The organism is Pseudomonas sp. TNT2022 ID1044 (assembly GCF_028656895.1).
GTDB classification, from domain to species: Bacteria; Pseudomonadota; Gammaproteobacteria; order Pseudomonadales; family Pseudomonadaceae; genus Aquipseudomonas; species Aquipseudomonas reinekei.
Window position 1 is genome coordinate 1 of the sequence record NZ_JAMDHB010000038.1, and the last position, 4,761, is coordinate 4,761.

Sequence of the window (4,761 nt, forward strand, 5' to 3'; positions counted from 1 at the left end):
CAACTACCTTGAAAAATGCCGTCATGGTAGCTAAGCTAGCACCCCACTAACAATATCGCTATCAGCACATACCGCACCCTGTTCGAACTAATGGATTGTGATGGACACACCAAATAACTCACTGTATGAGGCAACCCATGAAAAAGCAATTAAAAATAATTCTGCTCGCGTCCCACCTGGCTCTGTTTGGCGCGGGAGTTGGGCTAGGGATCTATATACTTCCGATTTTGACAGCACAAGAAAACGCCACCATCGCCGAAATTGAAGAAGTGCAAAAGGTGGCAAAGTATAGCGGAGAGTTCAAGAAAGATCAGAAAGGCAGCGACGCCCTTCACTGGGCGAATGGACAACTTTTTGTTACGGATAACGAAATTGTATTTAAAGGTGATGTAGCACCTGGTCCAGACTACAAAATTTACCTGACAAAGAAACAAGCCACCGACAAAGAATCGTTTTTGGACATAAAGAAAGAAGCAATTCTGATTGGCGAATTGAAAAACTTCGGGAATTTCAAGAAAACCATTCCTGCAAGCGTCAACGTCAACGAGTTTACAACGGTCCAAATATGGTGCGAGCATTTCTCTAAGTTCATCGGCTCCGCAAAATATCAGTAAACAAGCTTAAACTTGGATCTTGCCTGTTCACGAATAACATGCGCCTCATGCCAATGGAAATTAAAGTCTTGCCGGGCATGAGGCCTCCCCTCCACGTCTAGATTCTTGAAGTCAAAATTGACCTCAACCGACCCTCAGACACTGACTACGATGCCTGCATACCCTGAAGCGGTTCACCAGATGGGCTTGCGACAGAGATAAGTACGCGCCAACCTCAGATGCCGCTAAGGCTCTATACGCCGCCTTATCGGAATGGGTGGAATTTTGCGCGCGAGCGTCTAATGTTATCCAAGAGCGAGGGCTCTGATTAGTCCCGTCTCCCATGAAGATTCGCAGACTAAGACCCCTATTAAATCTGTAACATTTCGCTAGTTAAACGTTCATAGTGGAGATAAATAAAATGATTTCTTTACTGTGGGGTGAAATTAACCATATCGACAATGTTAGACCCATAGACGATGAGGACCTGCCATGTCTAAATGAAATATTTGAAATATTGAAAAAGCACAACTGCATAGACAGATTTGGCGTGGCACTACTGCACAAACACTTTGATCTACAAGAAGATGAGGTGCTTCTGGAAACAACCGATGTGGATGGGCGCGAACAGTGGATCAGGCCGATTAAAGAAAGTTACTTAAAAGAAAACCGCATTGAAGCGCAAACAACCCTCGTATGTTACTCCGATGCAGGCCTGTCTCGGATGTGTGTTTGCGCGCGAGGGCCTGATGGTCATATAGGAAGACATGCCAGTACTCCAAGCATGGACTAAGTGTCAAAAATAGCTGGCGTGATAAGCGCAATGGAGGGAGCGTGGAGTGGATAAATATTGCCTCGGATGCCGTGAAAATTGGTATGGGAGCGTTGATCGCTGGAATGTTTGGCTATCTCGTCGCGCTGACCAATACTTCGGCAGAGACCAAAAAACTTCATATCACTAAAAAACAACTGCAGCTGGATAAGGTTATAGAAATACTCAATTCATTCCATAAAAATTATGCACACTATAGAGCCAATGTAAGAAATTACACAGTTTCAAGTGACGGCCTCAGCACTTCAAATTTTTCAGAAGAAGCTATTGATCAACAGCGCGAAAAGTTCAGATCCGCATTTGATAGCTTTGTTGATGCTGAGTCGTACGTACTGTCTATTGGGAGCATTGCAGTTTCTGAGACACTGGAAGAGTTCAGGATATTAATGAATTTTGCTCTAAATTCACTCTGGGATTACAAGTATGGATTATCCACTAAAGATATAGACGACCTAGACTCTAAAGTTAGGAAACTCCGAAAAACTCTGTTCTTGGCGATTTCAGCTGAGTACACAAAGTAACGATAGGCACTATTCATCTTGTGACAGACAGGTTTACTTATTTCTTCCATAAGTTTTTTAGACTTCGCCCTACCCGCTCCTGGTTGTTACGTAGCTCTCCATACTCCCTCGACATCGATCCAGCGCGTCTGCTTCGCAGTAGAGGCCGCAAGCGGGGCTTGCCGTTCAGCGGTCTTCTATTGACATCATCGTCAGATCTGACGATGCTTTGCACATGAGATATCCAGGCGGAAAAGGCAAGTGCTACCAGCGCTTGATCAATCTGATGCCACCGCATCAGACCTACATTGAGTCCCACCTCGGCGGCGGGGCTGTCATGCGCCACAAAAAAGCGGCGCAGAGAAGCATTGGCCTAGATTTGGATGCCACCGTTATTGAGCGCTGGCGTACCGAACAAGCAGGGACGTGTGAGCTTCATCACGTCGATGCAACGGCATTTCTAAAGACCTTCGCTTTTACCGGCGACGAGCTTGTCTATGTTGACCCTCCGTACATGCCCGAAACCCGCCGGCGAGCAAAAGTCTACCGGTGCGACTACACCGAAGATGATCACGCCCACTTGTTGAACTGCCTGGTGACGTTACCTTGCAATGTGATGATTTCGGGCTATGACTCTGAGCTCTACAACCGACTGCTCGCGGGATGGCGAAAAGTAAGTTTCCCAGCCAAAACTCATGCCGACGTGCGTGAGGAAGTGGTTTGGATGAACTACGAGCCAACCAGTCGACTACACGACTCCCGCTACCTGGGCGAGACGTTCAGAGACCGGCAAACCATTCAACGTCGCCAAGCTCGTCTTCGTTCGCGAATCGACAGCATGAATGAGCTAGAACGACACGAGCTGCTGCAGTGGATGCAGGAAAACTACGGCACTGCCGAGGAGGCCGCCTGATGCAGTTAGGCGCTATTTTCATCGATCATCTGGTGTTCAACGTCGAGCTGCCCAAGCCTGATGAAGAAGTTATTCCGGGCGTACCGTGGGGGGCTTTAGAAGCCTTTCCAACCCCTGCCTACTGGGCCTATCAAGTGTTCGCCCGTCGATTGCATGGCGAACGCATTGATTACAAGCTGGGTGCAACGCTGAAAGAAGAAGTCGGTGCCTGTCTCTTAGGCGGACACGGTATTCCTTCAAGCATCGGCCTAGCCGCCTTCCACCACGTCAAAAAACTTGGGGCCTTCGGTGAGCAACCTCCATCGGAGGAGGTACTGCTAGAGTGGCTGAGAGAACCCATGGATGTGGGTGGGCGATTTGTCCGCTACCGCTTCGCCAAACAGAAGGCGCGCTATCTGGCGGCAGCTCTGCAGAAACTCTCTACAGAACATCCTCCACTGAGTTCTGGCAGAGCTTTGCGAGACTGGTTGCTGGATGTTCCCGGCATTGGGTACAAGACAGCCTCCTGGGTTGCAAGGAATTGGCTCGACGCGGATGACGTGGCAATCCTCGACATCCACATACTTCGTGCTGGTTTGCTGGGCAAATTCTTTGAAAGCAACCTGACTGTTGAGCGGCATTATCTGCAGCTGGAAGAGCAATTCATTCGCTTCAGTAAGGGGTTGGGTGTCAGAGCGTCCGAACTGGACGCCCTGATCTGGCTGGAAATGATGTCGTCCTCAGCGACCGTTCACAGCATCATGGGAATGGGGAACAGCTCCGCTGAATCACGACCTCGCAGCAAACCCAAGAAGACCAAAGCCCACACCAGCCAGCTGTCCCTCATCAGCTAAAGAGCTCGCCCACGGCTCTCCCGTAATGCCCAGCGGACAGAACGCCAGTCCCTGGGCATGCGCCGTCAATGCAATGACCGCCAAGAGTGCGCCTGCATCTCTCCAGATCAGGCTACTTCCCTCGTTGTATTTGGACAGCGTCTTCCCTGGTTCAGCAACAAACAGCATCCCTACCGCCTGCGGCCCTTCGAGAACCATGTCGCTATGGTCGAGCAATCCCGCCAGTCGCTCTTGTGCACCGATCAATTCAACCAAGTAATGACCTTGGGGCTGATAAAGCCACCAACGGCTATCACCCGGCATGTTGATCAGCACATGGATGGGGTGGATCGCCCCCGCGGAAGGAGCCGCCCTATGCTCCAGATCAAAACCCAGATCGGACGGCCATATTTCGCGGCATCGGCATGCCTGCCACAGGAGGGCTCCTAGCTGCTTGTCGCTAATAGGGTCGAACTGACGATCAGTTTTTCGGCTATCCAGAACCTGATTGAAGGTCACGCTTGAGGCGGGCGCGCCCGCCTCAAGCCGCCGAACTTCGCCCGTCTGCCACTTCAGCAGGAAGTACTGAGTTGGCGAAAGTTTGGGCGAGGGGTTACCCAGGTCGATCCAGGTCATAGCCAACCTCGTCGAATACTTCGAAGTACTTGTTACAACCTCGGCAATTACCGCAAGGTACATCCGCCTTGTGGCAGCTGTGGGCCCAGGCCAAACACCCTGCCGGGATGCCAGAGGTGCGAACAAGCTCAGCAGCACTCATCTCGATTGCCGGAGCCTCCACAACCATCCCGCCCTCCTGTATCCACATCAATCGACTCATCACTTCCATGAACTCAGGCGAGCCATCTCGATGGAATCCGTCTGACTTCACTGTGCCGAGCCAAAGATGAGTCACTCCAAGAGAAATGGCTTTCATGGCCGCCAACGTGACCAACATCTGGTTCCTGTAGGGCCACCAGTCAGATGCAGGTGCCAGATCATCTGCCTGCGTCCCAGCCATATCTCCGGAGCCTAGTTGCCGACAATCAATTTCAAGGACGTGATGTGGGATTTCCAGGCGCTGGCAAATCGCACTGTTGCCGCTGACCGAAAA

At 50.7% G+C, this 4,761-nt stretch carries 7 protein-coding genes; 5 read left to right on the forward strand and 2 right to left on the reverse strand.

Annotation, left to right across the window (positions count from 1 at the left end; genetic code table 11):
• Positions 1-137 precede the first annotated feature (137 nt).
• The 5 genes from M5G20_RS29745 (at position 138) to M5G20_RS29765 (ending at position 3,671) form a co-directional block, all read left to right on the forward strand.
• The gene (locus M5G20_RS29745) at positions 138-614 is read left to right on the forward strand and encodes a DM13 domain-containing protein (protein WP_011711661.1); all 477 of its coding nucleotides are present in this window, start codon (positions 138-140) and stop codon (positions 612-614) included.
• Between the two features lie 400 nt (positions 615-1,014).
• The gene (locus tag M5G20_RS29750) at positions 1,015-1,386 is read left to right on the forward strand and encodes a hypothetical protein (protein ID WP_052959448.1); all 372 of its coding nucleotides are present in this window, start codon (positions 1,015-1,017) and stop codon (positions 1,384-1,386) included.
• Positions 1,387-1,427: 41 nt separating this feature from the next.
• A complete protein-coding gene (locus tag M5G20_RS29755) occupies positions 1,428-1,946 on the forward strand; it encodes a hypothetical protein (RefSeq protein ID WP_198823134.1) in 519 nt (172 codons plus the stop codon).
• 253 nt (positions 1,947-2,199) lie between these two features.
• The gene (locus M5G20_RS29760) at positions 2,200-2,838 is read left to right on the forward strand and encodes a DNA adenine methylase (RefSeq protein ID WP_273922076.1); all 639 of its coding nucleotides are present in this window, start codon (positions 2,200-2,202) and stop codon (positions 2,836-2,838) included.
• Positions 2,838-3,671, forward strand: coding sequence for an 8-oxoguanine DNA glycosylase (locus M5G20_RS29765; RefSeq protein ID WP_273922077.1), 834 nt, complete (start codon positions 2,838-2,840; stop codon positions 3,669-3,671). Before M5G20_RS29760 ends, M5G20_RS29765 begins: the two co-directional genes overlap by 1 nt.
• Here M5G20_RS29765 and M5G20_RS29770 read toward each other — a convergent pair.
• Entirely contained in the window at positions 3,606-4,286 is a 681-nt protein-coding gene (locus tag M5G20_RS29770) for a nitroreductase family protein (protein ID WP_273922078.1), read from the reverse strand. The two genes, M5G20_RS29765 and M5G20_RS29770, sit on opposite strands and share 66 nt — an antisense overlap.
• The coding region (locus tag M5G20_RS29775) for a 7-cyano-7-deazaguanine synthase (protein WP_273922079.1) at positions 4,264-4,761 on the reverse strand (498 nt) is incomplete at its 5' end. The genes M5G20_RS29775 and M5G20_RS29770, both read right to left, overlap by 23 nt.

What these genes read in the sequence shown, in the direction of transcription:
- M5G20_RS29745 (WP_011711661.1), top strand. Translation starts at nt 138, where the DNA reads ATGAAAAAGCAATTAAAAATAATTCTGCTCGCGTCCCACCTGGCTCTG.
- M5G20_RS29750 (WP_052959448.1), top strand. Translation starts at nt 1,015, where the DNA reads ATGATTTCTTTACTGTGGGGTGAAATTAACCATATCGACAATGTTAGA.
- M5G20_RS29765 (WP_273922077.1), top strand. Translation starts at nt 2,838, where the DNA reads ATGCAGTTAGGCGCTATTTTCATCGATCATCTGGTGTTCAACGTCGAG.
- M5G20_RS29770 (WP_273922078.1), bottom strand. Translation starts at nt 4,286, where the DNA reads ATGACCTGGATCGACCTGGGTAACCCCTCGCCCAAACTTTCGCCAACT.